Annotated in this window: 18 protein-coding genes and 1 pseudogene; 13 read left to right on the top strand and 6 right to left on the bottom strand. The window is 70.5% G+C overall.

From position 1 onward, the window contains the following. Nucleotides 1-57 precede the first annotated feature (57 nt). On the bottom strand, nucleotides 58-2,385 hold the full coding sequence (gene secA2 / locus V1457_RS06655; protein WP_338601462.1) for an accessory Sec system translocase SecA2: 2,328 nt from the start codon (nucleotides 2,383-2,385) through the stop codon (nucleotides 58-60). A gap of 152 nt (nucleotides 2,386-2,537) precedes the next feature. Then, entirely contained in the window at nucleotides 2,538-3,737 is a 1,200-nt protein-coding gene (locus V1457_RS06660) for a cysteine desulfurase-like protein (protein ID WP_200068155.1), read from the bottom strand. Between the two features lie 85 nt (nucleotides 3,738-3,822). Here V1457_RS06660 and V1457_RS06665 point away from each other — a divergent pair, with 85 nt between their 5' ends. From V1457_RS06665 to V1457_RS06690, 6 genes and pseudogenes are all read left to right on the top strand, one after another. Further along, nucleotides 3,823-4,353, top strand: coding sequence for a bacterial proteasome activator family protein (locus V1457_RS06665; protein WP_374220903.1), 531 nt, complete (start codon nucleotides 3,823-3,825; stop codon nucleotides 4,351-4,353). Between the two features lie 94 nt (nucleotides 4,354-4,447). Further along, nucleotides 4,448-5,320 (top strand): ABC transporter permease, encoded by an 873-nt coding sequence (locus V1457_RS06670; protein ID WP_200068153.1) that lies wholly within the window; start codon nucleotides 4,448-4,450, stop codon nucleotides 5,318-5,320. A 187-nt stretch (nucleotides 5,321-5,507) separates the two neighbouring features. Continuing rightward, nucleotides 5,508-6,155, top strand: a pseudogene (locus V1457_RS06675) (ABC transporter ATP-binding protein); the annotation flags it as partial. Further along, nucleotides 6,152-7,078, top strand: a complete 927-nt coding sequence (locus V1457_RS06680) for a glycosyltransferase family 2 protein (RefSeq protein ID WP_338601469.1) — start codon at nucleotides 6,152-6,154, stop codon at nucleotides 7,076-7,078. The pseudogene V1457_RS06675 and the gene V1457_RS06680, both read left to right, overlap by 4 nt. A 245-nt stretch (nucleotides 7,079-7,323) precedes the next feature. Then, nucleotides 7,324-10,641: an arabinosyltransferase domain-containing protein gene (locus V1457_RS06685; RefSeq protein WP_374220902.1), complete on the top strand. Its 3,318-nt coding sequence runs from the start codon at nucleotides 7,324-7,326 to the stop codon at nucleotides 10,639-10,641. A gap of 150 nt (nucleotides 10,642-10,791) precedes the next feature. Continuing rightward, on the top strand, nucleotides 10,792-11,058 hold the full coding sequence (locus V1457_RS06690; protein ID WP_200068150.1) for a hypothetical protein: 267 nt from the start codon (nucleotides 10,792-10,794) through the stop codon (nucleotides 11,056-11,058). Between the two features lie 113 nt (nucleotides 11,059-11,171). Here V1457_RS06690 and V1457_RS06695 read toward each other — a convergent pair whose 3' ends face one another. Further along, nucleotides 11,172-11,561, bottom strand: coding sequence for a GtrA family protein (locus V1457_RS06695; protein ID WP_233626704.1), 390 nt, complete (start codon nucleotides 11,559-11,561; stop codon nucleotides 11,172-11,174). A 365-nt stretch (nucleotides 11,562-11,926) separates the two neighbouring features. On the opposite strand from V1457_RS06695, the gene V1457_RS06700 reads away from it, so the two are divergent. The 3 genes from V1457_RS06700 to V1457_RS06710 are packed head-to-tail and all read left to right on the top strand — an operon-like array spanning nucleotide 11,927 to nucleotide 15,380. Then, nucleotides 11,927-13,261 carry an FAD-binding oxidoreductase gene (locus V1457_RS06700; protein ID WP_338604868.1) on the top strand — a complete coding sequence of 445 codons (1,335 nt, stop codon included), beginning with the start codon at nucleotides 11,927-11,929 and terminating at the stop codon, nucleotides 13,259-13,261. Nucleotides 13,262-13,287: 26 nt separating this feature from the next. Continuing rightward, nucleotides 13,288-14,622 (top strand): FAD-binding oxidoreductase, encoded by a 1,335-nt coding sequence (locus tag V1457_RS06705; RefSeq protein WP_200068665.1) that lies wholly within the window; start codon nucleotides 13,288-13,290, stop codon nucleotides 14,620-14,622. Continuing rightward, the gene (locus V1457_RS06710; RefSeq protein WP_200068148.1) at nucleotides 14,619-15,380 is read left to right on the top strand and encodes a decaprenylphospho-beta-D-erythro-pentofuranosid-2-ulose 2-reductase; all 762 of its coding nucleotides are present in this window, start codon (nucleotides 14,619-14,621) and stop codon (nucleotides 15,378-15,380) included. The genes V1457_RS06705 and V1457_RS06710 overlap by 4 nt, the downstream gene beginning before the upstream one ends. A gap of 258 nt (nucleotides 15,381-15,638) precedes the next feature. On the opposite strand, the gene V1457_RS06715 is transcribed toward V1457_RS06710, so the two are convergent. Further along, the gene (locus tag V1457_RS06715) at nucleotides 15,639-16,514 is read right to left on the bottom strand and encodes a helix-turn-helix transcriptional regulator (protein WP_200068147.1); all 876 of its coding nucleotides are present in this window, start codon (nucleotides 16,512-16,514) and stop codon (nucleotides 15,639-15,641) included. 255 nt (nucleotides 16,515-16,769) lie between these two features. Between V1457_RS06715 and V1457_RS06720 the strand changes: the two genes are divergently transcribed. The 3 genes from V1457_RS06720 (at nucleotide 16,770) to V1457_RS06730 (ending at nucleotide 21,850) form a co-directional block, all read left to right on the top strand. Then, entirely contained in the window at nucleotides 16,770-17,597 is an 828-nt protein-coding gene (locus tag V1457_RS06720; RefSeq protein WP_338601476.1) for an SDR family NAD(P)-dependent oxidoreductase, read from the top strand. A 125-nt stretch (nucleotides 17,598-17,722) separates the two neighbouring features. After that, nucleotides 17,723-20,740 carry an arabinosyltransferase domain-containing protein gene (locus V1457_RS06725; RefSeq protein ID WP_338601479.1) on the top strand — a complete coding sequence of 1,006 codons (3,018 nt, stop codon included), beginning with the start codon at nucleotides 17,723-17,725 and terminating at the stop codon, nucleotides 20,738-20,740. 117 nt (nucleotides 20,741-20,857) lie between these two features. Then, nucleotides 20,858-21,850 (top strand): hypothetical protein, encoded by a 993-nt coding sequence (locus tag V1457_RS06730; RefSeq protein WP_338601482.1) that lies wholly within the window; start codon nucleotides 20,858-20,860, stop codon nucleotides 21,848-21,850. Here the strand turns inward: V1457_RS06730 and V1457_RS06735 are convergent. Then, nucleotides 21,828-22,751 carry an alpha/beta fold hydrolase gene (locus V1457_RS06735; protein WP_338601486.1) on the bottom strand — a complete coding sequence of 308 codons (924 nt, stop codon included), beginning with the start codon at nucleotides 22,749-22,751 and terminating at the stop codon, nucleotides 21,828-21,830. The two genes, V1457_RS06730 and V1457_RS06735, sit on opposite strands and share 23 nt — an antisense overlap. 95 nt (nucleotides 22,752-22,846) lie before the next feature. Next, nucleotides 22,847-23,317 (bottom strand): hypothetical protein, encoded by a 471-nt coding sequence (locus tag V1457_RS06740; protein WP_338601489.1) that lies wholly within the window; start codon nucleotides 23,315-23,317, stop codon nucleotides 22,847-22,849. A 352-nt stretch (nucleotides 23,318-23,669) separates the two neighbouring features. Between V1457_RS06740 and V1457_RS06745 the strand changes: the two genes are divergently transcribed. Beyond that, a complete protein-coding gene (locus V1457_RS06745; RefSeq protein WP_200068143.1) occupies nucleotides 23,670-24,602 on the top strand; it encodes a helix-turn-helix transcriptional regulator in 933 nt (310 codons plus the stop codon). The last annotated feature ends 172 nt before the right edge of the window (nucleotides 24,603-24,774 follow it).

The raw sequence follows: 24,774 nt of genomic DNA on the forward strand, positions 1-24,774 counted from the left end.
CTGCCGTGCTCCGTCCGGAGGAAAGCGGCAGCGGTTCGCGCCCAATTCGCGGAACGCTCAGTCGCGCACGCCCGCCCGGACGGCACCGTCCCGGACAATCGTGCCGATGCGCTGGACGAAGCGTTCTTCCGGCGTGCCGAACGGGTTGTCGGTGACCAGGTAGGTCCAGGTGGACGTGGGACGCTTCAACCCCATGGACTCGAGGTCGACGCCGTCCGCGGTGATCGGCGCGTCCAGGAAGGTCCGGACCGAATCCGCGTAGACGCCGGGGAAGAACTCCCGGAATTGGCGGACCGCGATCCGGTGGAATTCGTCCAGCGGGTTCTCCCTGGCCAGCGCGCGCAGGTGGATTCCCTCGCGGACATCGGCGAGGAAGGCCAAGTGCTCGGTCCAGTGCCGGTCGAGGTGGTGGAGCACGATCGCGCGCGCGGCCGCATCGAGCGCCCGCTGCCCGGCCGAATCGTGCAGTTCCCGGTAGCGCTGCGCGCACCTGTCCGCGAGCTGGCGGGCGGCCTGATCGGCGTGCAAAACCTCGTCGCGGTGCGCCAGCACGGCGGTGCGCTGCACGTTGATCAGGTGGTTGTAGCGCCACGTCGTGCGCTGGTTCTCCAGGTGCGCGCCCTCCGCAACCCGCTGGGCGTGCTCCACCGTCGACTGCGCGCGTTCGTCGTGCACCAGTCCGTCCGCATCGACTCGAGCGGGCGCCCGGCGATCCGGCGCATTCCGCTGGACCAGCTCGTCATCGATGCTGGTGAACAGCACCGAATCGCCGGGATCGCCCTGTCTCCCGGCCCGTCCGCGCAGCTGATCGTCGAGCCGGACCGTGTGGTACCGCCCGGTGCCGACCAGGCACAGCCCGCCGAGCCGCACCACCTCCTCCCGGCCCGCGCCGTCCGGCGAACCCAGCCGGATGTCGGTGCCGCGACCGGCCATCTGGGTGGAGATCGTGACCCGTCCGCGTTCGCCCGCCCGCGCGATCAGCGCTGCTTCTTCCGCGTCGTTGCGGGCGTTGAGCACGACCCCGGGCACACCGGCTGCGACGAGCCGGGCCGCCAGCCGTTCGGACTCGGCCACGTCCAGCGTCCCGAGCAGCACCGGCCTGCCAGTGGCGTGCGCTTCGGCGACGTGCTCGACGATCGCGGTCTCCTTCTGCTCGACCGCGGCGTGCAGCCGATCCGGGTGATCGCGGCGGATGCAGGGCACGTTCGTCGGTATCGCGGCCACCGGCAGCCGGTAGAACTCCCACAGCTGCTCGGCGACCGGCACGGCGGTACCGCTCATCCCGCACGCGGTCCGGTAGCGCTCGATCAGCGCCTGCACCACGGTCGAGTCGAGCACTTCGCCGGTGGGGCTGGCCGGCACTCCCTCCTTGGATTCCACGGCGGCTTGCAGGCCGTCCGGCCAGCGCTGCAGCAGCGCGACCCTGCCGCGCGAGTTGTCGATCAACTCCACCTTGCCGTCGCGCACCAGGTAGTCGACGTCCCGGCGCAGCAGCGCGTGCGCGTGCAGCGCGACGTGCACCTGGCTGAGCCGGTGCCCGCGCCCCGGCGCGTACAGGTCTTCCTCGCCCAGCGCGCGTTCCACCCGCTCCAGGCCCGCGTCGTTGAGGTGGACGTTGCGCCCTTCCGCGTCCACCTCGTAGTGCTCGTCGGGGCGCAGGCCGCGGACGACTTCCGCGACGAGCGGGTCACCTTCGGCGCCCTCGGCCGCGCCCGCCAGCACCAGCGGAACCCGCGCCTCGTCCACCAGCACCGAGTCGGCCTCGTCGACCAGCACCACGTCCGGGGCCGGCAGCACCAGCTCGCCCGGATCGGTGCGCATCCGGTCCCGCAGCACGTCGAAGCCGAGTTCGCGCACCGGCACGTAGGTCACGTCGGCCTCGTACGCCGCGGCCCGGCCTGCTCGGGTGGTGTGCTGATCCACCCAGCTCACGGACACGCCGAACGCCTCGAAGAGCCCGCCCATCCACGTCGCGTCGCGCTGGGCGAGGTAGTCGTTGACCGACAGGACGTGCACCCGCCGCCCCTGCATCGCGAAACCCACCGCTGCCAGCGCGCCGGAGAGCGTCTTGCCCTCTCCGGTGGCCATCTCCACGACGTGCCCGGTGAGCAGCCCCAGCGTGCCGAGCAGTTGCACGTCGAACGGGCGCTCGCCCAGCCGGTGGCGAGCCGCTTCCCGCCCCAGCGCGCAGGTCTCGATCAGTTCGGCGCGGCCGAACTCGCGCTTGCCGCGCAGCTGGGCGATGGCGCGGTCCCACTCCGGCGCGGAGAGCGCACGCACCGCTTCTTCCCGCGAACCGGCCGCGGTCACCCATTGCCGGCAGCGCTTCAGATCCGCGGTTCCCGGACGTTCCAAGAAACGCCGGATCCGATCACGAAGCCGCATGGGCACTCCTCGTGGTGGGCAGCTCGCCAACCGAACGATACGCCGCTACCGGAAAGTGCCGGGGAGACTGCGCGAACACCCGGCTTTCGTCCTCACCGATCCGGAACGCAGAATTTTCGCTCGACCGTCCGGAACGGGTTTTCCCGGAATGCTCAACCGAGATCCGCGACCGCCCGCAACAACTGGTCCACCTCGTGAGCGTTGGTGTAGTGGGTGAGCCCCACCCGCACCGCTCCCCCGACCTCGCCGGCGCCGAGCACCGCGAACACCCCGTGCGTGCCCGGGTCGGCGAACGCGCACACCCCGCGCTCGGCCAAGTGCTCGATCGCATCGACGGCCTTCACCCCGTCGACCGTGAAAGCCATCGACGGCACCCGCCGCATGGCGTCGCCGATCACCATGACGTGCCGCAGCCTGCGCAGGCCGTTGGTGAGGTTGGCCAGCAGGCCCGCTTGGTACGACTTCACCGAACCCAGCGAGGTCAGCAGCCGTTCCCGGCGCGGGCCGAGCGCCGCGTCGTCCAGCCCCGCCAGGTAGTCCACGGAGGACACGAGCCCCGCCAGCAGCGGGTAGGCGTGCGGGCCCAGTTCCAGCCGTTCGGCCCCGTCCGAATCCGGTTCCAGCGCCGCGGGCGGCAGCTGATCGATCATCCCCGGGTCGCGGAACACCAGCGCACCGACCGGCGGCCCGCCCCACGCCGAAGCGTTCAGCGCCAGCACGTCGGCGCCCAGCGAGGTGATGTCCAGCGGCAGGAACGGTGCCGCCGCGGAGGCGTCCACCACCACCAGCGCGTCGTGCGCGGCGGCCAGGTCGGCGACCTGGCGCACCTCCGGGCGGGTGCCGACCGCACCGGAAGCGGCCGTGATCGCGACGACCTTCGTGCGGTCGCCGACGAGGTCCCGGTACTGCCACGCGGGCAGTTCGCAGGTCTCGATGTCCACTTCGGCCCACCGCACCTGGCAACCGGATCGCTGCGCCGCGCGCTGCCAGCACACCACGTTCGCCGGGTGGTCCAATCTGGACACCACGACGTCGTCGCCGATCACCCAGCTGTCCCCGAGCCCGTCGGCGAGCCGTTGCAGCAGCACGCCGGAGTTCGGCCCGAGCACCACCCCGGCGGGATCGGCACCCACGAGATCGGCCAGTGCGCGACGGGCGGCGTCCACGATGGCCTCGGCGCGCTGCGAAGCGGGGAAGATCCCGCCGGGTCCGGAAACCGGCGCGCGCAGCGCGGTGGAGACCGCGGTCGCGACCTGCTCGGGGACCTGCATTCCGGCCGGGGCGTCCAAGTGCACCCACCCGTCGCCGAGCGCGGGGAACAGCCCGCGGACAGCAGCGACGTCGAACGCCATGGACCTACGGTACGCAGCGATGGGAACCCGCTGATCGCCGGGTGCCGCGCCGGTCGGCGGCGCCCGGCCCGGCGGGCACGGCAGGATGGTGGGCATGAGCGAGAACGAGCAGGACCAGCGCCAAGTGTTCGTCGTCGGCGAGGGCACCCCGCTCGGCGGGGACGCCGCCGCGGCGACCGAGCACGGCGAACGGGAGAACGTCGGCGAACTCGTCGAGCAGCCCGCGAAGGTGATGCGGATCGGCACGATGATCAAGCAGCTGCTGGAGGAGGTGCGCGCGGCGCCGCTGGACGAGGCCAGCCGCAACCGGCTCAAGGAGATCCACCAGTCCTCGATCCGGGAGCTGGAGCAGGGCCTGGCCCCGGAGCTGATCGAGGAGCTGGAACGGCTGTCGCTGCCGTTCACCCAGGACTCCACCCCCTCGGAGGCCGAGCTGCGGATCGCGCAGGCGCAGCTGGTGGGCTGGCTGGAGGGCCTGTTCCACGGGATGCAGACGGCGCTGTTCGCGCAGCAGATGGCGGCGCGGGCGCAGCTGGAGCAGATGCGCCGCGGCCTCCCGGCGGGCAGCGGCGAGGAGGACAACGCGGCGAGCAGCAGCACCGGCCAGTACCTGTGACCGTTGTGTCCAGGGCTGTCCGCTATGAGCGATCTTGCTCGCGGATGCCGCCCTCTGCCCGGTGACGACACCCCGATCGGTACTCTGACGCACCGTGCAGGCCACGAGCACGATCGAGAGAGCCCCGGCTCCGCCCGAGACTTCGTCGCGGACCTGGCGAAAAGCGTTCACCGACCTCGCCGAGGGTGCCAAGCAGCGCGAGCTGTGGGCGCACCTGGGCTGGCAGGACATCAAGCAGCGATACCGCCGTTCGGTGATCGGACCGCTGTGGATCACCATCAGCATGGGCGTGATGGTGACCGGGCTGGGCATCCTCTACGGCAGCCTGTTCGGCTCGCCGCTGCACCAGAAGCTGCCGCACCTGGCGGTCGGCTTCATCATCTGGGAGTTCATCCGCAACTGCGTCACCGAGGGCACCGAGGTCTTCATCAAGAACGAAGGCCTGATGAAGCAGCTGCCCGCGCCGCTGAGCGTGCACATCTACCGGCTGGTGTGGCGGCAGACCCTGTTCTTCGTGCACAACCTGGTCATCTACTTCATCCTGCTGATCATCTTCGCGTTCACCGCGAATCCCATCCCGGTGACCTGGACCGTGATCGCCGCGGTGCCCGCGCTGTTCCTGATCATGCTCAACGGCATCTGGGTCGCGACCCTGTTCGGCGTGGTCGCCACCCGGTTCCGGGACATCCCGCCGGTGATCCAGAGCCTGATGACGATGGCGCTGTTCATGTCCCCGATCACCTGGGGCATGTTCGAGTTCGACCACAACCCGCAGAACGCCTGGCGGCAGGTCTTCGTCGACGGCAACCCGCTGTCGCACTACATCGCCATCTTCCGCGATCCGTTGATCGGCTTCGACCAGCACCTCTACCACTGGTACTGGGTGCTGGGCTGCACCGTCGTCGGCTACTTGCTCGCCGCGGTGGTGCTGCGCAACTACCGTGCCCGCGTCCCCTACTGGGTCTGAGGGAGATCGAAAAGTGGTCAGCATCGACGTCTGGAACGCGGCGGTCGACTTCCCGATCTTCGACGCGAAGTCCCGGTCGCTGAAGAAGGCCGTGCTCGGCAAGGCCGGCGGCAAGATCGACTCGGACAGCAAGGTGCCGATCATCGAGGCGCTGCACGACATCGACCTGCACCTGCAGCACGGCGACCGGTTGGCCCTGGTCGGGCACAACGGCGCGGGCAAGTCCACGCTGCTGCGGCTGCTCGCGGGCATCTACGAGCCGACCCGCGGCAGCGCCCGCGTGGTGGGCAAGGTGGCGCCGGTGTTCGACCTCGGCGTCGGCATGGACCCGGAGATCTCCGGCTACGAGAACATCATCATCCGCGGGCTGTTCCTCGGCATGAACCGCCGGGAGATGGAGAAGCGGATGGACGAGATCGCCGAGTTCACCGAGCTCGGCGACTACCTGGACATGCCGCTGCGCACCTACTCCACCGGGATGCGGGTGCGGCTGGCGATCGGCGTGGTCACCTCCATCGACCCGGAGATCCTGGTGCTCGACGAGGGCATCGGCGCGGTCGACGCGGACTTCCTGGAGAAGGTGCGGGACCGGTTGAAGGAACTGGTGAAGCGCTCCGGCATCCTGATCTTCGCATCGCACTCGGACGAGTTCCTGATGGAGCTGTGCGACACCGGCCTGTGGATGGACAAGGGCTCCATCCGCGAGCACGGTTCGCTGCGCAGCGTCCTGACCGCCTACAAGGGCAAGGACCCGTACGAGAACCTCAGTCCGGACGCGCTGGCGAAGATCACCTCCGCCGCCGGCGCCACCATCGGGAGCGAAGAAGGCTCATGAGCACCGACTCCGCCGAGCGGTCCGCCCTGCCCGCGGACTCCGTGGTCGCGGTGATCGTCACCAGGAACCGCCGCGAGCTGCTGGCGGAATCCCTCAAGGTGATCGCCACCCAGACCCGGGTGCCGGACCACCTCGTGGTGGTCGACAACGGCCCGGACCAGCCCGCGCGGCCGGTCGTCGAGGAGTGCCCGATCCCTTCGACGTACCTGCCGTCGCACCGCAACCTCGGCGGCGCGGGCGGTTTCGCGCTGGGCATGCTGCACGCGCTGGCGCTCGGCGCGGAATGGGTGTGGCTCGGCGACGACGACGGCAGGCCCGCCGACGACCACGCGTTGCGGACGCTGCTGGACGTGGCCGTGGAGCGGAAGCTGGCCGCGGTCTCGCCGGTGGTGGTGAACATCGACCGGCCGGACAAGCTGGCGTTCCCGCTGCGCCGCGGGCTGACCTGGAAGCGGCACCCGGAGGAGCTGGCCGACTCGGACGGGGACTTCCTGCCGGGCATCGCGTCGTTCTTCAACGGGGCGCTGTTCCGCGCGACCGCGCTGGACGTGGTCGGCGTGCCGGACTACCGGTTGTTCTTCCGCGGCGACGAGGTGGAGCTGCACCGCCGCGTGGTGCGTTCCGGGCTGCCGTTCGGGACCTCGCTCAAGACGCGGTTCGTGCACCCGGACGGCTCGGACGAGTTCAAACCGATGCTCGGCGGCCGGTTCCACGCGCAGGACCCGCCGGACGCGAACAAGCGCTACTACACCTACCGCAACCGGGGCTACCTGCTCTCCCAGCCGGGGATGCGCAAGATCGGGGCGCTGGAAGTGCTGCGCTTCGGCCTGTACTTCATCGGGCACCGCCGCGACCCGAAGGCGTTCCTGGAGTGGCTGCGCCTGGTCCGGCAGGGGCAGCGGGAGCACTTCTACCGGCGCTGAGCACCTCCGCACCGTTCCTTTCGTCCGCCGCGGGCCGATGCCGCGGCGGACGAACTCGTTTCGGACCGGCCACGAGCGCGGCCTCGCACCTGCCGTCGCAGTCGAGTCACCGGAGTGTCACAGGATGCTGAGAGCCGCCTGAGAGTCACTCGATCGAGCCTGCTCATAGCGTCGGCAATGATCTCGTTGCGGTACCTCACGAACGCGCCGAAGGCCCCCGGACCAGCGACTACTATTGTGCTGGCGTGCTTAACGGGCAGCAGGAAGACAGTCGCAAGGACGATCGGGACGAGTCGTCCGCTCCTCCGGCGGTGGAAGACCCGGCGAGCCCGGCCGCGGGCAGGCGCGAGCCCTCCGCGAAGCGGTTGACGCTGTTCGCCTCCGTGCTCGGGCTGCTGGGCGCGGTGCTGGCGATCGTCGTGCCCTTCCTGCCGGTGAACCACGAGATCAACACGTTGCGCTGGCCGACGGCGCAGGGCACCAAGTCCGTCTCCGCGCCGCTGGTGAGCTTCTCCCCGGCGTGGATGGACGCCAACGTGCCCTGCGAGTCGATGCGCAGCCTCGACGCGCGCACCCCCGGGGTGGCGAACGTGCTGAGCACGAACCCGCCGAACTCCGAGTACGGCAACCTCACCGGCCTGACGCTGCAGGTGAACAACGGTCAGCTGGTGGTGCTGGCCAAGGGCCAGCAGGTCAGTTCGACGCAGTTGCCGCCGGGCGGCTGCTCGATCTCGGTGCACTCCGACGCCGTGGGGACCAAGGTCAAGCTCGGCGACGAGTCGCTGATGAACGTGCGCGGCGACCAGCGCCCGCAGCTGACCGGGATCTTCTCCGACCTGGACGCGCAGGCCGACAACATCGACGGCCTGTCCTTCGAGGCACGGGTGGACAACCGGTACGAGAGCAGCGCCACGGTGCTGAAGTACACGGTGATCGGCGCGGCGGTGCTGGCGTTCATCGGCTCGGTGATCTGCCTGCGGCGGCTGGACGTGCGCGCGGGACGCAGGCCGCCGCGACTGGTGCCGCGCGGCTGGTGGAAGCCGACGCTGCGGGACATCGCGGTCATCGGCTCGCTCGTCGTGTGGTGGTTGATCGGGGCGATGACCTCCGACGACGGCTACATCCTCACGATCGCGCGAGCGCGCGAGAGCGCCGGGTACATCAGCAACTACTTCCGATGGTTCGCCGTTCCGGAAGCGCCGTTCGGCTGGTTCTACGAGCTGTATTCGCTGTGGGTGCAGGTGTCCACGGCGACGCCCTGGGTGCGACTGCCCGCGCTGCTGATGGGCTCGATGAGCTGGCTGCTGATCAGCCGCGAAGTGCTGCCCAGGCTGGGTCAGCAGGTGCGGCGCAGCAACGCCGCCGGGTGGGCCGCGGCCGCGGTGTTCCTCGCGTTCTGGCTGCCCTACAACAACGGGCTGCGCCCCGAGCCGGTCGTGGTGCTGTTCTCGCTGCTGGCGCTGTGCGCCGTCGAGCGAGCGGTGGCCACCGGCAGGTTGATGCCCGCCGCGCTCGGGCTGGTGGTCGCAGCGTTGTCGGTCGGTGCGAACCCGCACGGCCTGGTCTCGGTGCTGCCCTACATCGCCGCGCTGAAGCCGCTGCTGCGGCTGGTGCGGCTGCGCGCCAAGGACTACGGCTGGGTGGCGATCCTGGCACCGATCGCGGCCTGCGGGTTCATCATCCTGACCGTGGTGTTCGCCGACCAGACCTGGCAGTCGGTCATGGACGCCACCGACCTGCGCACCGAGATCGGTCCGAGCGAGGACTGGTACCAGGAGCTCAACCGCTACAACCTGCTGTTCAGCCCGACCCCGGACGGCTCGCTGGTGCGCCGGTTCCCGGTGCTGCTGGTCATCCTGTGCCTGGTCACCTGCGCGGTGATGCTGCTGCGGCGCGGGCGCATCCGCGGCGCTGCGGTCGGGCCGAGCCGCAGGCTGCTCGCGATCACCGCGCTGTCGTTCGTGGTGCTGGCGCTGACCCCCACCAAGTGGTCGCACCACTTCGGCATGTTCGCCGCGCTGGGCGGGGCGCTCGCGGCGTTGACCGCGTTGGCGACCAGCAGCACGGTGCTGCGGTCGCGGCGCAACCGGGCCGCGTTCTTCTCCGGGTTGATGGTGATCTGCGCGTTCGCCGCCACCGGGCCGAACGCCTACTGGTACGTCTCCGGCTGGGGCGTGCCGTGGTACGACAAGGCGCCCTCGATCCACGGGCACAACGCGAGCACGCTGCTGCTCGGCGTGGCCGCGATCGCCGCGGTGGTCGCGTTCGTCGAGCACCTGCGGCTGGACGAGAAGAACCCGCAGGTCGGCGAGCCACCGAGTTTCGAGCAGCGCAGCCGCGCGCTGCGGCTGGGCACCGCACCGCTGTCGATCATCTGCGCGCTGCTGGTGCTGGCCGAGCTGGCCACCTTCGGCAAGGCGGTGCAGAAGCAGGCGTCCAGCTACAGCATCGGCTTGGACAACGTCCGCCAGCTGACCGGGCAGAGCCGCGGGCTCTCGGACTCGGTGTACGTGGAGACCGATCCGCAGGACGGCATCCTCACCGCCGCCAAGCAGCAGCCCGCCAAGGCCGCGCCCGGCTTCAAGGTGCCGAAGAACAACGAGGACAAGGAGAACGCCGACCAGTACATGCGGCCGACCATGCAGGGCTTCAGCAGGCCCGGTCTGCCCGCAGGCGACGGCTCCGATCCGGAGGAACCGGATTGGCGCCCGCCGCACCAGTTCGGCACCGACCAGGCGCCGGTGTGGGGCAGCTACGACGAGGCCGGTATCGGCTCCGGCGAGCTGCGGACCCAGTGGTACGACCTGCCGGAGCAGGCCGCGAACGGGCAGGCGCCGGTGGTGCTGAGCATGGCCGGTGTGGAGACCGGCGCGAACTCGCTGACGCTGGAGTTCGGCAAGGAGACCCCGCAGGGCTTCGAGGTGCTGCACCGGCAGCCCGTCGGCCAGGAAGGCGGCCCGCAGTGGCGCGACTTCCGCTACAACGTCAGCGGTGACGCGCAGGGCGCCACCAAGATGCGGGTGGTCGGCGTGGACCAGTCGGTTTCGCCGAACGGCTGGCTCGCGGTGAGCGCCCCGCGCGTTCCGCAGCTGTCGAAGATGACCGACGTCGTGGGCCGCTCCCCGAGCTTCGTGGAGTGGACCGCGGCGCTGGTGCACCCGAGCCTGCGGATCGCGGGCATCCACAACGGTGTCGCGGAGATGCCGAAGTTCCGCGTCACGGCCGGGGCCGAGGTGCGCGACATCGGCGCCGGCTGGTCGTCGCCGGACGCAGGCGGCCCGTTCGGCTGGATGAACGTCAGCGCCAGCGTGCGGGAGCTGCCGACCTACATGAACGGCGACGTGAACCGGGACTGGGGCTCGCTCTACGAGGTGGACCCGTACCAGCCGGACGCGCTGCCCGCCGAAGCGGCGATGGACGTGCGCAAGGAGACCCATTGGGGCTTCTGGTCGCCGGGACCGCTGACGCCGACGGTGCAGCTGCCCGGTGACGTGCCGAGTTCGGACGACCGCAACGACGTGAAGAACCTCAGCGGCGACGAGGGAGAGCAGTCGCAGAAGTGATCCGGCGCTGAGCACCGCCGCGGCAGAAGGGCCCGCTCGCATCGTCGAGCGGGCCTTTTCGCGTCCGCTCACGGTGAAATCCGGGCGGTGCGCGTCAGCTCAGGGTGAAAACGCCTGCCGCACCGGGCGCACCGGTGGTGCGCTTGGTCCATGAGCGAAAAACGACCCGCACTAGTGCTGCACCTGGCCGGGGCGCCGCAGCCGTTGCACATCGCGCTGGACCCGGCCGAGGCGGAAACCCTCAACGCGCGGCTGCCCGAGCTGATGGGCTCCGGGGGCACCACGCTGCTGGCCATGGCCGACGGCGGCCGGTTCGCGGTGAACTTCGGGCAGGTGGCGACCGCGCACCTGGAGAACTCCCGCTCGGACACGAACGACTACGGCGCGCCGAGCCGCGGGACCGGGTTCGGCAGCTGAGCGGAGACCGGAGCGCGGGCCGGGCCGATCCGGCGCGGCCCGGACTCGTCGCGCCGCTGCGCGGTCGGCCGGGTGCGCCCGCAGCAGGACCGCCGCAGGTTCGGCGGCACCGGTCAGTCCCGGAAAACGACCCACTTCAGCATCACGAAGTTGATCAGCGTGCCGAAGCCCTGCGCGATCACCCAGAACAACGTGAACTGCCACGCCTGCTGGGCGTCGAACAACACCACCAGCAGCTGGTTCGACCCCATGTTCACGAAGAACGTCACGGTGTAGACGATCGCGAACGCCCCGGCCTTGGCCTTCGAGTTGCCGGTGCTGGCGCCGCTGAAGGTGTACTTCCGGTTGATCAGGTACGAGGTGGTGGTGCCGAGGATGAACGAGATCGACTTGGACAACCACACCGGGAACCCGGCCAGGCCGAGCAGCAGCGAATAGGTGCCGAAGTCGATCAGCGCGCAACCGCCGCCGATCACCACGAACCGCAGGAGCTGCTGGAACAGCCCGAGTTGTGCTGATTCCCCGGATTGTGCTGGTCCGGAGCCCGCTGCGTCCGCCCCGGCGGAGCCATCGCCCTCGGGACGGTCGCCCTTGGGGCCCTCGGTCTCGGTGTCGGCCACGGCCACTGGGTCACCTCAAGAGTCGTCAACGACAGGCCGGGAAGATCGACGACGCACAGGCGCCACTGATCCCCGAAAAGTGTAACGGCGCACCTATTTACGGCACTCGCCGCCCGTGCTTCAGCGGGCGACTACCCGGCAGTACCGGGGGATGCCGCGCGGATAGACTCGGCTGGGTGGGATCGGTACAGCAGCAGCACGCCGACGGCGACTCCGCCGGCGGTCCGGCCGCTGCGCAGGCACGGCGGCTGACCGGCTGGGGCCGCACGGCGCCGAGCACGGCGCGGGTGCTGAGCACACCGGACGTGGACGTGCTCGCCAAGGCGGTCCGCGAAGCCGGTGCGCGCGGCGTCATCGCCCGCGGGCTCGGCCGCAGCTACGGCGACCCGGCGCAGAACGCGGGCGGCACCGTCATCGACATGACCGCGCTGGACCGGGTGCACCAGGTCGACGCCGACGCGGCGACCGTGGTGACCGACGCCGGTGTCTCGCTGGACGCGCTGATGCGCCGCCTGCTGCCGTTCGGCCTGTGGATCCCGGTGCTGCCGGGCACCCGCCAGGTCACCGTCGGCGGCGCGATCGGTGCCGACATCCACGGCAAGAACCACCACTCGCAGGGTTCGTTCGGCAGCCACGTGCTGTCGCTGGACCTGCTCACCGCCGACGGTTCGGTGCGCACGCTGACGCCGCAGGGCGAGGGGTCGGAGCTGTTCTGGGCGACCGTCGGCGGCATGGGGCTGACCGGCATCGTGCTGCGCGCGACGATCCGCCTCAAGCGCGTCGAAACGGCTTACTTCCTGGTCGACAACGTGCGGACGAAGAACCTCGACGAACTGCTCGAGCACTTCACCGACGGCTCCGACGCGAACTACACCTATTCCGTCGCCTGGTTCGACTCGCTGGCGCGCGGCGACGCGATGGGCCGGGCGCTGCTGACCCGCGGCAACTCCGCCAAGGTGGAGGACCTGCCGCGCAAGCTGCGCAAGGACCCGTTGAAGTTCAACGCGCCGCAGTTGATGACCGCTCCGGCGATCTTCCCGAACGGGCTGGTGAACCGCCGCACGATCACCGCCTTCAACGAGGTCTGGTACCGCAAGGCGCCGACGCGGTTCGGCCAGGTCCAGAACATCACCCAGTTCTTCCACCCGCTGGACCTGGTCGGCGAGTGGAACCGGGTGTACGGCTCGAACGGTTTCCTGCAGTACCAGTTCATGGTGCCGTTCGGGCAGGAGGCGGTGTTCCGCCGCTGCGTCGAGAAGATCAGCGCCTCCGGGCACGCATCGTTCCTGAACGTGCTCAAGACGTTCGGCCCGGGCAACCCGGCACCGATGTCGTTCCCCGGTGAAGGCTGGACGCTGACCGTCGACATCCCGGTCACGCCGGGGCTGGACCGGCTCTGCCGCGAGCTCGACGACCTGGTGCTCGCGGCGAGCGGCCGGTTGTACCTGGCCAAGGAGTCGCGGACGACGGCGGAGATGATCGAGCGGATGTACCCGCGCATCCACGAGTGGCGCAAGATCCGCGCCTCGGTCGACCCCGAGGGCGTGTTCCATTCCGACCTGTCCCGGAGGTTGAGCCTGTGACCGCTGCGTTGCAGAACCGCACGCTGATGGGCTGGGCGCGCACCGCGCCGACCCAGGCCCGCGTGCTGAGCACCCGCGATGTCGAGGCGATCGCCCGCGCCGTGCGCGAGAGCGACGAGCGCGGTGTGATCGCCCGCGGCCTGGGCCGCAGCTACGGCGATCCCGCGCAGAACGCGGGCGGCGTCGTCGTCGACATCACCCCGCTGGACCGCATCCACGACATCGACCCCGATTCGGCGCTGGTGGACGTGGACGCGGGCGTGAGCCTGGACCAGCTGATGAAGGCCGCGCTGCCCTACGGCCTGTGGGTTCCGGTGCTGCCGGGCACCCGCCAGGTGACCATCGGCGGCGCGATCGCCAACGACATCCACGGCAAGAACCACCACAGCGCGGGCAGCTTCGGCAACCACGTGGTGTCGATGGACCTGCTCACCGCGGACGGCGAAGTCCGCACCCTGACGCCGGACGGCGCCGAGTCCGAGCTGTTCTGGGCCACCGTGGCGGGCATCGGCCTGACCGGCATCCTGCTGCGCGCCAAGATCCGGATGACCCGGACCGAGACCGCGTACTTCATCGCGGACACCGATCAGACCGCCGACCTGGACGAGACGATCGCGCTGTTCGACGACGGCTCGGACGAGAAGTACACCTACTCCTCGGCCTGGTTCGACTCGATCTCCACCGGGTCGAAGCTGGGCCGCGCCGCGTTCGGCCGCGGTTCGCTGGCCACCGTCGACCAGCTGCCGAAGAAGCTGCGCGCGGACCCGCTGAAGTTCGACGCCCCGCAACTGCTGACGCTGCCGGACGTGTTCCCGCCGCGGCTGGGCAACAAGCTCACGTTCAGCACGATCGGCGAGCTGTACTACCGCAAGACCCCGAAGCGCGGCCGGGACCAGATCCAGAACATCAGCGCCTTTTACCACATGCTCGACCTCATCGGTGAGTGGAGCAGGGCGTACGGTTCGCAGGGCTTCGCGCAATACCAGTTCTCCGTGCCGTACGGCAAGGAGGAGGACCTCAAGCGGATCATCCGCAAGATCGCGCACTCCGGGCACGTCTCGTTCCTCAACGTCATCAAGAAGATGGGCGAGGGCAACCGGGGCCTGCTGTCCTACCCGCACCCCGGCTGGATGGTGTGCCTGGACTTCCCGATCGTGGACGGGCTGAGCCGGTTCTGCACCGAGCTGGACGAGGAAGTGCTCTCGCTCGGCGGCCGCCTGTACACCGCGAAGGACTCGCGGACCACCGCGGAGACGTTCCACAAGATGTATCCGCGGGTCGAGGAGTTCCGCAAGATCCGCCAATCCGTTGACCCCCGAGGCGTTTTCGCCTCAGACATGAGCCGGAGGCTCGAGCTGTGATTGACGCCGTTGGCAACCCGCAGTCCCTGTTCATCCTCGGCGGTACCTCCGACATCGCGCTGGCGACCGCGGAGCGGTACGCGAACCAGCGCCCGCTGCGGATCGTGCTGGCCGCGCGCCCGGAGGAGGCCGAGCTGGTCGAAGCCGCGGCCGAGCGGCTGCGCAAGACCGGCAGCACGGTCAGCACCATCGAGTTCGAGGCCCGCGACCCGGAAACGCACGGCGAGGTGGTCGAGAAGGCGTTCGCCGACGGCGACATCGACGTCACCCTGGTCGCGTTCGGCGTGCAGCTGGACAACGAGAAGTGCTGGACCGACCCGGCGGCCGCGCGGCTGACCGCGGAGGTCAACTACGTGGCGCCGATGTCGCTGGGCGTGCACCTGGCGGAGAAGCTGCGCAAGCAGGGCCACGGGCACCTGGTGATGATGGCTTCGCCCGCCGGTGAGCGCGCGCGCCGGACGAACTTCGTCTACGGCTCCGCCAAGGGCGGCATCGACCTGTTCTACTCCGGCCTGACCTACGCGCTGTCCGACTCGGGCGTGAAGGTCACGGTCGTGCGCCCGAACTTCGTGAAGACGAAGCTGACCGAGGGCATGAAGCCCGCGCCGATGGCGCAGACGCCGGAGCAGGTCGGCGCCGCGATCGTCGACGCGGTCCGCAAGGGCAAGGAGTCCATCTGGGTCCCGGCGCAGATGCGCTGGGTGATGACCGTGCTGCGGCACCTGCCGCGGGCGATCTTCCGCAAGCTGTCGTTCTGATCGAGCCGCTCGATCCGCCGGGCCGCCGGGGCTTTTCGCTCCGGCGGCCCGCTTTTTCCACACGAGTCCACTGTGGACTTAAATGTTCGGCCGGTGCGCCGCCCCGCGGCCGCGGTGGTGCAACCGGCGACGGCGGCGATCGTCCGGAGGCGTGGACGGATCAGCGCGTGCAGCGCCAGTAGCGTGCCGAGCACCGCCACGATCTGCAGCGCGTCCCGTTCCACCATCGACGGGCCGAGCGCGCTCGCAAGATGCCGCTCACCCAGGCGTCGGCTGCTCGGCGGTGCGCTCGCTGCCCTCCGAGGTGAGCCGGGACAACAGGTGCATGGCCGCCTCCGAAGAGGATCCCGGCTCGGTGGTGTAGACGTACACGCTCTGATCGGGATCGCCGTTGGGCGTCAGCGCCTGGTACCGGACGGTGAGGTCGCCGACCAGCGGGTGGTGGTAGCCCTTCGTCCCGGTCGTGCGCAGGTGCACCTTGTTGTCCGACCAGCAGCGGCGGAACTTCTCGCTGTGGATGGACAGCTCCCCGATCAGCGCGCTGAGCTTCGGATCGTCCGGGTTGCGGCCCGCGTCCAGCCGCAGCATCGCCACCGTGTCCGCGGCCACCGCGTCCCAGTCCGCGTAGAGCTCGGGTGCGTGCGGGTCGAAGAACACGAACCGCGCCTGGTTGCGCCGCTGCGCCGGAAGCGCGTTGAAGTCGGTGATCAGCGCCGCGGCGATCCGGTTGTGCGCGAGCACGTCCAGCCGCCGCCCGAGCACGAACGCCGGTGAGCAGACCTGGTCGAGGCTGCGCACCAGGTCCAGCGTGGCCGGAGCCACGCGCTGCGGCTTCGGCCGCCGCTTGCGTTCCGGGCCGGGGCGGGCCAGGTCGAACAGGTGGCTGCGCTCGGCATCGTTCAGCCGCAGCGCGCCGGCCAGCGCGTCGAGCACTTCGGCCGAGGCGGTGGTGCTGCGGCCCTGCTCCAGGCGGGTGCAGTAGTCGACGCTCACGCCGGCGAGCCGGGCGAGTTCTTCGCGCCGCAGCCCCGGAACCCGTCGCCTGCCGGTGTCCGGCAGGCCCAGCTCCGCCGGGTCCACCCTGGCCCGGCAGGACCGCAGGAACCCCGAAAGAGCGGTGCGCTGTGGACTCATACCACCAGTGTGCCCTGCGCAGGCGGGCCGAGGGACCGCTCGGGTGGGACGGTTCTTCCCCCGATGAGCGGGGCCTGCTCAGCCGCCCGAATCGGGTCGCCGAGCTGCTTCCGTGGTGTTCGTCCGGCCGGCACGGCCGGAGGATCTTAGAACCTGTCTTTGAACTTGGCGGTCCGGGTGTGTGCCCAGGTTCCGCTACCCGGACACCTCCGCACAACAAGTTCAAAGACAGGCACTTAGGAGAGGAATTCGGCAATGGCAACGTGGTTCATCACCGGCGCGGCTCGCGGTCTCGGCGCGGAGATCGTCCGTGCCGCGCTCGCCCGCGGCAACGACGTCGTGGCCGCAGCCCGCGACCCGCGCAAGCTCCCGGCCGACCTGCGGGACTCGGAGCAGGTGCTCGGCGTGCAGCTGGACGTGACGCGCCGTGCGGACGTCCCCGCCGCGATCGACGCGGCGATCGACCGGTTCGGCGGGATCGACGTGCTGGTCAACAACGCCGGTCGCGGCCTGCTGGGCGCGCTGGAGGAACTGTCCGACCAGGAGGTCCGCTCGCTGTTCGAGCTGAACGTGTTCGGCCTGCTGAACACGACCCGCGCGGCGCTGCCCGCGTTGCGCGAGTCCGGCGGCCGCATCGTGCACATCGGTTCCCGCGGCGGATTCGAGGGCGAGCCGGGCGCGGGCGCGTACAACGCCACGAAGTTCGCAGTGGCCGGGATCAGCGAGGCGCTGGCGGCGGAACTGGCACCGCTGGGCGTGCAGAGCATGGTCGTCGAGCCGGGTACTTTCCGGACGGACTTCCTGGACGGCAGCTCGCTGTCGCGGCCCGCGAACCCCCTCGCGGTCTACGACGGCACTCCCGCGCACGACACCCTGGACTGGGCGGCCGCCACGAACCATGCTCAGCTCGGCGACCCGATGCTCGCCGCGCGGTTCATCTGCGAGGTGACCGAGCAGGAGAAGCTCCCCGGGCACCTGCCGGTCGGCGCGGACGCGATCGAACGGCTCGATGTGAAGCTCGCGGCGTTGCGCGGGGATCTCGACCAGTGGCGGGAAGCGGCGGCGGCCACCGCCGCGGAGTGAGCGCGCTGCGGGGAAACCCTTGAACCGGGACGAATCTCCGGGGTATTTCCGCAGATCAGACGATCGTAATCGGATAGCAATCCAACCACGGAAAAGCATTCACGCTGGTCAGCGATCAACGAAACGTGGGCTTATTTTCACGTTCCTCGCGTGCCGGTGCCGCGCTGCTCGCGGCGCTCGGCGGCTTGACCCTGCTGCTCGGCGTGTTGGCGGTGCTGGCTCCGGTCCGCGCCGACGACCCGGTGGTGCGCTGGCCGAAAGCCGATGCTCCGGCATCGTCGACGGTGCTGCCGCTATCGCCGTACCGGCCGCTGGAGTTCGACGCGACGATCCCGTGCGGGGCGTTGCACGCGGTGGACGCGCAGGACGGCACGGCGTTGAGCACGTCGCCGGAAGGACCCGGCCTGCGCGTCACCGCAGGCTCCGGGACCGTCCACTTCGGATACGGCGTGGACGAACTGCTGGCCGAGCCGCTGCCCGCGGGCGACTGCGCTTACCGGGTGCACGCCGACGCGGGCGGCGTGCAGGTGCTGCGCGACGGCCACGAGCTGGTGTCCCGGCCGGACCTGCTGCCGCCCCAGGTGGCCGAACTGGCCAGTGACGTCCCCGGCGCTCCCGGGCTCGGCGTCGAGCTGCACACCGACGCGCGCTACGAATCCGGCCCCACCGCGGTGAAAACGGTGCTGCTGATCGCGCACGCGTGCTGCCTGGCGCTGCTGCTGGTGCTGGCCTGGCGGCGATGGCGCGGCACGCAGTCGATGCACCGCCTGCGGGTTCCCCGGCCGGCACCGGCGGACGCGGTCGTGGTGCTGGTCTCGGTGGCGTGGGTGCTGCTCGGACCGGCCAACATGGACGACGGCTGGTACATGATGATGGCCCGCAACGCCGAGGCTTCCGGCTACCTCGGCAACTTCGTCTACATGTACAACGCCACGGAGAACCCCTTCGGGCTCAGCCAGTACATGCTGCAGGTCTGGGGCTGGCTCGGCGGATGGTCGCTGTGGTGGATGCGGCTGGTGCCGACGCTCTGCGGCCTCGCGACGTGGGCGCTGCTGCGGGTGTTGCTGGCGACGATGCTCGGCCGGACGGCGAACCTGCGGGCGGTGCCGTGGGCGCTGCTGGTCGCGCACCTGGTCTGGTACCTGCCTTACGGCACCACGCTGCGTCCGGAGCCGGTGATCGTGCTGTTCGCGGCGGCGACGCTGGTGTTCGCCGAGGCGGCGCGGGCGCAGCGGTCGGTCGGGGCGCTGGCCGCGGGCACGGTGTGCGCCACGCTCGCGGTCACCGCCTCGCCGTCCGGGGTGGTCGCGGCCGCACCGCTGCTGCTGAGCGTGCCCTGGGTGCTGCGCTGGCTGCGCGAGCAGAGCTGGGCGGAGCGGGCCGGGGTGCTGCTGCTGGCCGCGGCATCGGCCTCGGTGATCGTGCCCGTGGGCTTCGCCGACGCGACGCTCGGCGACGTCCTCGAGGCCACCGACGTGCACAAGTGGTACTACCTGTCGTTCTCCTGGTACGAGGAGTTCGAGCACTACAACACGCTGCTGAACACCGCGGGCTGGGCGCGGCGGCTGCCGGTGCTGCTCGCGCTGGGCGTGCTGGCCGTGGTCACCGTCGCCAGCGGGCGCGGCGGCATGGGGCGTGACCCGATCCGGCGGCTCGTGCTCACCAGCGCGATCACCACCGCCATGGCGCTCGGCCTGATCGCGCTGAGCCCGACGAAGTGGGTGAACCACTTCCACTCCATCGCCGCCGCTCCGACGGTGCTGCTCGCGGCCGTGCTGCTGCGATCCCCGCTGCCGCGGCGGGCCGGGGCGGTGATCAGCATCGGCAGCGTCCTGGTGCTGATCGGCGCGGTGTCGCTGAGCTTCGCCGGGAAGAACTGGTGGATCCCGTTCACCGACGCCGGACAGCGGTTCGGCAACCACGTGAACCCGGCCGCCGACGACCAACTCCCGCACATCGGCCCGCTCTTCCTGCACAACCCGCTGCCGTGGCTGGCGCTCGCGCTGGGCACGTGGTTGTGGGCGCGTTGGCGACGCCGGTCCGGCAAGCTCGTGCGGATCAGCGCGGACCGGGCCGTGCTGGTGACCGCCTCGCTCGGCTCGGTGCTGCTGATGGGCGCGCTGTTCGTGTACGCGCCGATCGCGCAGGCACCGGGGTGGACGGTGGCGCGCAGCGGGATGCAGACCGCCTTCGGCGACGGGTGCGGGCTGGCTTCCGATGCGCGGGTGCAGCTGCCGGTGCAGCGGCAGCTCGGTGCTCCCGTGGGGCAGGCCGAGGTGTACGACGATTTCGCGGGCTCCGGCGCCCAGCCTCCGATTCCGACGAGCCCGTGGGGTTCGCCCACCGCGCTCTGGCACGACGCGCGCCCGGACGGCACCACGCCGAGCGTCGGCAAGCTCGTCACCCCGTGGTACCCGCTGGCAGGCGAGGGCACGAACATCACCGTGCCCGTCGCTGGCGGGCTCGAGGGGCAGGAATTGCGCGTCGAGTTCGGGCACGCCGCGGGTGACGGCTTCACCGTCACCGGCTCCGCGGAACTGACGCCGGACCTGCGGCGCTCGGCACTGCGCGAATGGCAGCAGGTTTCCGCGCCGGTGCCGCAGGCTCGACCGGACGCCGCCAGGGTGGTGGCCGTCGACCGGATCACCGGCGCGAACAGCTGGCTCGCGGTCGCCGAGCCGAAGGCCACCGAATCCCGGCCCGTCACCGAGGTCACCCGCGGGCGCACGGTGTTCGCCAACCACATCGCCGCGCCGCTGTGGCCGTGCGTGAACCAGGTGTCGGTGCACAACGGCATCACCGAGACGCCCGAGGTCCGGCTGACCGCCGACGAAGGCTTGCCGTCGGAATGGCTGGACAACATCAGCAACCTGCCGTGGGCCGGCGCGTGGGTGCAGACCTCGCGAACGTGGGTGCAGACCAAGCTGCCCGCCGAACTGCCCGGCGGACCGCCCCGGCTGCCGTGGGGGAACGTGTTCGTGAACCGCTACCTGCACCCGGTCGGCCAGTACGACCTCGACGTGCGGCAGGTGACGCGGCAGGGGTGGACGCGGCTGCCGACCCTCGCGGACAACGACTACGGGGACATCGACGGCAATGCGGGCGTGCAGCGCTCCGACCGGGACGGCGATGCGCGGGACTAGCGCCCGGAACCGGGCCGTGCGGCCGAACCGGTGAATTTGCCGGACGGCGGCAAACCGGCGCGGTGGCCGGTGCGTGCGAGCGGTGACCGTGTCGGACAACAAAAAAGGGGACCCGACTTGAACACGACACGCTGGGGCACCGCTCTCGCCCTTCTACCGTTGGCCGCCCTCCCGCTGGCACCGGCCACCCCGGTCGCACTGGCCACCCCGGATGCACTGGCGGCGCCCGCCTCCGCCGCACCACCCGCACAGGTCCGGGAGTTCACGCCGATCGAAGACCGCTACTGGAACGACGCGGCGCTGCGGGAACTGCTCGGCGACCCGGTGGACTCCGAACAGGGCGACGGCGCGGTCACCTACCGGCAGTTCCAGCACGGCTGGCTGTTCCACACCGAGCGGACCGGGGTCGCCGAGATCCACGGCGACATCGCCGCCCGCTACGACTCCGCGGGCGGCTACGCGTCGCTCGGGGCCGCCACCAGCGACGAGCTGATCGCGCCGGACGGAGTCGGCCGCTACAACCAGTTCACCGGCGGCACCCGCGGAGAAGCCTCGATCTACTGGACCCCGGACACCGGCGCGCAGGGCGTGTGGGGCGCGGTGCGGGCGTTCTGGGCGGAGAAGGGCTGGGAGGTCGGCTACCTCGGGTATCCGACGACGACCACCGAGGCCACGCCGGACGGGCTCGGCGAGCAGAACCAGTTCGTCGGGCCGGACGCCGCGGGCGCATCGGTGTACTCGACCGAGCGGACCGGCACGCACTCGGTGCAGGGCGCGATCCGCGACGCCTGGATCGCGCAGGGCTCCGAGACCGGGCCGCTGGGCTATCCGGTCACCGACGAGCTGGCGGCGCCGGACGGCGTCGGCCGCTACAACGAGTTCTCCGGCGAGCAAGCCGGTGTTGCCTACTGGCACCCGGACGCCGGTGCGCACTGGCTGACCGGCGCGGTGCTGGCGCGCTGGGACGAGCTGGACCGGCAGTCCGGATACCTCGGCTACCCGACCTCCGATCCGCACGAGGTCGAGGGCGGCACGCAGGTGGACTTCCAGCGCGGCTACATCCTGTTCGACCCCGTCACCGGCGGCGTCAGCGACGGTCCTTGGTCGTGATCCGCGCGGGTTCCGCCTGGTCCGCGGGCCGGGCGGAACCCGCCACGATCCCGTCCAGCAGTTCGGCGAGCTCGCGGGGACGGCTGTGGTAACCGACGTGCCCGGCGTCGACGGAGTGCACCCGGAACGGGTTCCGCGGCGCCAGCGCGTCCGCCTCGGCGATCATCCGGTCCTGCGCGGCGGGCAGGATCGCTCGGTCCGCGGTGAACCGCACGTAGTGCCGCGGCACCCGGCCCCACCGCTGCGGAGTCGCAGGGCATCGCTGGGTTCCGAGCAGGAAGTTCACGTCCGGTTCCATGGTGCCCAGCAGCGCGCGGAACTCGTCCGCGGAACCCTCGGCCATGATCGCCGCGTGCGCCTTCGCCAAGTAGTCGGGATCGGCGCTGCGCAGGTTGAGCCGGACCACGCCGAGCCGCTCCGGGTCGCCCACCTGCGGCCACGGGATCTGGTCGAACGGGTTGCCCGAGTGCTCGGGCCAGGTGGCGTTCTCGCCGACGGTGGCCGAGCGCACCGCGCACCACGCGGACAGGTAGACCAGGCCGTGGACCAGCTCCGGAGCGGCCTCGGCGACCGCGGTGATCGGCACTCCACCCGCACTCGTACCCGCCAGCACCACCGGGCCGTGCTCGGCCAGCCTGCGCACCACCGCCAGCAGGTCGTCGGTGTAGTCGGTGAGTCCGATCCCGGCCAGCGCGGACGGCTCGGCCGCGAACGCTTCCAGGTCCTGCGGCGACTGGTGGTAACCGGCGGGATGGTGCGCGCGGGTGCCGTGCCCCGGCAGGTCCACCGCGAGAGTCCGGTGGCCTAGCAGCGCGAGCTCGCGTTGCAGCGGGCCCCACACCTGCGCGGTGGAGGCCGCGCCGTGCACCAGTAGCAGCGTGGGAGAGGTGTCGGCGGACAAGCTGCCTCGGTCCCGGCTGCGACCCCGCCGCTACGGCGAGCCCGGAACCGCCGGAGCCTCGCCGATCACCCGGAGCGCCGCCTGCGGTCGGCGGATCAGAACGGCTGGTCCAACAGTAGCGGCGGCTTGTTGAACACGACGAACTCTTTTCCGGGATGCCGGAAGCGGCGGTTGCCCGCCTCCCGCGAGTGCGGATGGCGGTGGATGTAGAGCCACACGCCCATCGCGAGCCGGTGGAAGATCGGGTTGTCGGTGCTCAGGCGGTGCCTGCCGACGTACTCCGACCAGTCGTGCTCGGGCCAGGCGATGTCCTCGTCGTCCGGTTCGGCGGCGGCCGAGCCGGTTCGGGTCCGGGACCGGGCCGATGCGGGAGCGGCCGGTTCGGGAATGGCGAGCTGCGCAGGACCGGCGGGCAGCGCGGCGACCACCTCGTGCAGGCGGTGCACCGTCAACGTGCCCGGGCCCGCGTGCGCGTGCTCGCCGTTGCCGCTGCGCAGCGGGAACGCCAGCAGAACCGCGGTGGTCAGCGCGAACAGCGCGATCGTCGCGCAGATTTCGATGCTCATGCTCGCTTCCTCGCGTCTCGGGAGCTCTCGCCGGATGCACCGGCGGCCGGATTCGTATTCCTTGCCCGTTGCTGCGACTCGCTCCGGGCGGTTCCACCCGTTCGCCCCGGTCCGGCGTCGCGGGAAAATGCCGCCGTGGCGACCGCCCTCATGAACGATAAAGAAACCTGCTTCGCACCGGGAACTACCCAATTGGATGATCTTGGTTGCCGTGCGCGGATTCCGCTGGAAGAACTGAAAGTGAAGCCATGTCATTCCGGCGCCGGAGCCCGCCCGATCACCGGACCGAACCACCGGCGGATCAGACCACCGGATCGCATCCGGATCAGACAATCCGAGCAGAAGGGGAATCATGAGCCGCACCGCCGAGAGCCTCTCCCGGGAGGGCGTTGGCCGGCAGCGCATCCGCGCCGATGGCTCCGCCGGAGGCGTTCCCGCGGACAGCGTCGCGCACCGCGCGCTGAGCCCGCCCGTGGCCCGCCTGCGACTGGGACGGCTGCTCCGCGACATGCGGGAGAGCTGCGGAAAGACGCAGGCCGAGGCGGCGCTCGCGCTGGAGTGCACCAAACCGAAGATCAGCAAGATCGAAACCGGCAAGGCCACCATCGGCCCGGGTGACGTCCGGCTGCTCGTCGGGTTCTACGGGGTGCACGGCGATCCGACGGAAGCCGTGCTGGAACTCGCCCGCCAGGCGCGGAAGCGGAATCAGATTCGCGTTCCCGATTGGGCGCAACGTTTCGTCGCATTGGAAAGCATTGCCACCGCGGTCTCGATCTACCAGTCCGAACTCGTGCCCGCGCTGTTGCGGACCGCCGACTACGCGAAGGCGATCAACCGCGCCGCCGACACCGGCCTGAGCGACGAAGAACTCGAACGCCTTTCCGCGGTCCTCGAGGAACGCAGAACGGTGCTCGACCGGGAGCAGCCACCGCAAATCGCGGCCGTGCTCAACGAAGCCGTGCTGCGCCGCCCGGTGGGTGGCGAGCCGGTGCTGCAGAACCAGCTGGAGCACCTGCGCGAGCTGGCCGATCTGCCGAACGTCGCGGTGCAGATCCTGCCCTTCGACACCGGCGCGCACCCGGCGATGGCCACGTCGTTCCAGCTGGTGCGCACCGAGCAGCCGACCCCGAGTTCGGTGGTCTACCTGGAGGAGCTGATCGGTTCCAGCTACCTCGACAGCAACGCGCAGACCGACTGGTACGCGCGCACCTTCGACCGGCTCCAGGACACCGCGCTGAACACCGAACGCAGTGCCGAACTGCTGGAGAAGCTGCTCGGGGCTTGATCCGCTCTCGGTCCGGTCACGAAGGGACCACGGTTCGATCGGCTGCCGCGCAGGATCGTTGGCCGCCGCCGGTCCGCGCTGATAGCCCGGGTCGTGGCCGCAGACGGCAACCCGCAACCGCTGTGGCGCGTGGGGAAGAATGCCTTCGCTACCCCACCCGGCTTGGCGATCT

The organism is Saccharopolyspora sp. SCSIO 74807 (assembly GCF_037023755.1).
In the GTDB taxonomy this organism is placed as follows: Bacteria; Actinomycetota; Actinomycetes; order Mycobacteriales; family Pseudonocardiaceae; genus Saccharopolyspora_C; species Saccharopolyspora_C galaxeae.